The following is a 1,932-nucleotide window of genomic DNA, read 5'->3' as shown; positions in this document are numbered from 1 at the left end:
TTTAAATAAACATCACCTTTTCGGAAAAGTGAAGCATAAAAAGGCTGTGCAGAAATATTCAGATCATGCTGCTGTTTTAGCCCAGAAATCTGCTGTTTAAGTTTTGAAAAGTTTTGGGCCGTTGTTCTACCTAAGGGCGACAAGATATTATCGGCGACTACAAATACGTCCGGCTCCTTATCGGCTGGTAAACTATTCATGGCTTATCTTGTTCCGTTTTTCGCTTGTAAATACTTTCATTTCGCATTGTGCCAGCAACTCATTTTCATGCCAAACTTTTCCTGAAAAAACCGTCACATCAAAAATTTGATTCTCAATCGTGATCTCGGTATAGAGTACCTCATTCAATCTAGGAAGTTTAAATATTTCCAGATCCCTGATGGCCCCGATGTACCCTACAGCTACCGGTTTGTTCTCCACTTTTGCCAGATAGCCCGCATGCAGCGCAGCCGTTTGGGCCATATTTTCTAATAAGCCTGCCTCCTGAAATAAATTATTTTTAAGAAAAACATTATCGCTCCTGATCAAAAACTCACTTTGCGCGCTTTGTTCGTCAACAAATAGCAACTTGCTTACCATTACAAATGGAGCCTTTTGCGGAATCAATGCTTGGATATCGTCCATTGGCAGCTTCATCATTCAGGAATATAAACCGCCGTTTACCGAAAGTACCTGGCCGGTGATATATGCAGCCTCCGGCGAAGCCAGGAAAGCTGCCGCATAAGCAACTTCTTCGGGCAAACCAAAACGCTTGACCGGGATGAAGGCATTCAATTCTTTTTCGTTCAAATCAGCGGTCATATCCGTTTTGATGAAGCCGGGCGCCAATGCATTTACAGTGATACCCTGCCGGCCAACTTCCTGCGCCAGCGCTTTAGTAGCGCCAATGACCCCTGCCTTTGCTGCTGAATAATTGGTTTGCCCGGCTAACCCTTTTAAACCCGACAAGGATACCACATTGACGATACGGCCATACTTGCGGGAGAGCATACTGTTTAAAACCAGCCTGGTCACATAAAAAAAACTGTCAAGGTTAGTTTTTAACACGCTGTCCCATTGTTCGTCAGCCATCCATGCCATCAGGCTGTCATCGGTTATGCCGGCGTTGTTTACCAATACTTCAATATAATTTTCGGTATTACCCGTGATCCATTTACCAAGGATCGCGTGGATCTGTTCCCGGTCAGCCACATCAAATTGCAGCAACTCAGCAGTACCGCCTGCACGTTCGATCAACGAAAGTGTTTTTTCAGCTTCGTCATTATTGGTTTTATAGTTGATTAAAATATGATATCCCAAAGCAGCCATTTTGATGCAGATCGCCCTGCCTATGCCCCTTGATCCGCCGGTGATTAAAGTACACTTCATTTGGCGACCGCTATAAGATGTTCCGATGTTTCCAAAAAATCCTTCACGCTGGCCAAATCCTTATATTTTGGCAAGTCTTCAATAAATTTGGGGAAGATCTCCCTTACTTCATCATACGTTGCGCGGGAAACGGCCGACAATCTGCTACGGCATTCCAGGTAATCAATCGCCTGCAAAATGGTCATGAGTTGAATGGCGAGTACTTCAAATGAATTGTCAATCACCCTCTTTGTCATCAGCGCCGCATTGCAGCCCATACTGACGATATCCTGGTTATCGTTATTGTTTGGGATGCTATGCACGTACATCGGGAACGACAGGCTTTGGTTTTCGGCAACGGTTGAAGTGGCAGTAAACTGCATCCCCTGCATACCAAAATTAAGGCCAAGTAAGCCGAGATTTACAAACGGAGGTAGTTTTTGGTTGAGTTTGTTGTTCAGCAGGTAATTCAGCTGCCGTTCTGAAAGCATCGACAATTTGGTAATAGCGATCTTCAGCTTATCCATTTCGAGGGAAACATAATCGCCATGAAAATTGCCACCATGATAAATATTTTGATTTTCA

General features: G+C 44.0%; 3 protein-coding genes and 1 pseudogene. All 4 read right to left on the bottom strand.

Annotated elements, in window-relative coordinates; genetic code table 11:
* Positions 1–200 (bottom strand): annotated as a pseudogene (locus tag QZY09_RS11510) (hypothetical protein); the annotation flags it as partial.
* Positions 193–639: a 3-hydroxyacyl-ACP dehydratase gene (locus tag QZY09_RS11505; RefSeq protein WP_295672510.1), complete on the bottom strand. Its 447-nt coding sequence runs from the start codon at positions 637–639 to the stop codon at positions 193–195. The gene QZY09_RS11505 and the pseudogene QZY09_RS11510, both read right to left, overlap by 8 nt.
* Positions 640–1,368 carry a 3-oxoacyl-ACP reductase FabG gene (fabG, locus tag QZY09_RS11500; RefSeq protein ID WP_295672507.1) on the bottom strand — a complete coding sequence of 243 codons (729 nt, stop codon included), beginning with the start codon at positions 1,366–1,368 and terminating at the stop codon, positions 640–642.
* The coding region (locus tag QZY09_RS11495) for an aromatic amino acid lyase (protein ID WP_295672505.1) at positions 1,365–1,932 on the bottom strand (568 nt) is incomplete at its 5' end. The genes QZY09_RS11495 and fabG, both read right to left, overlap by 4 nt.

It is taken from the genome of uncultured Mucilaginibacter sp. (assembly GCF_903913935.1).
In the GTDB taxonomy this organism is placed as follows: Bacteria; Bacteroidota; Bacteroidia; order Sphingobacteriales; family Sphingobacteriaceae; genus Mucilaginibacter.
This window is presented reverse-complemented; position numbering and strand designations above follow the sequence as displayed.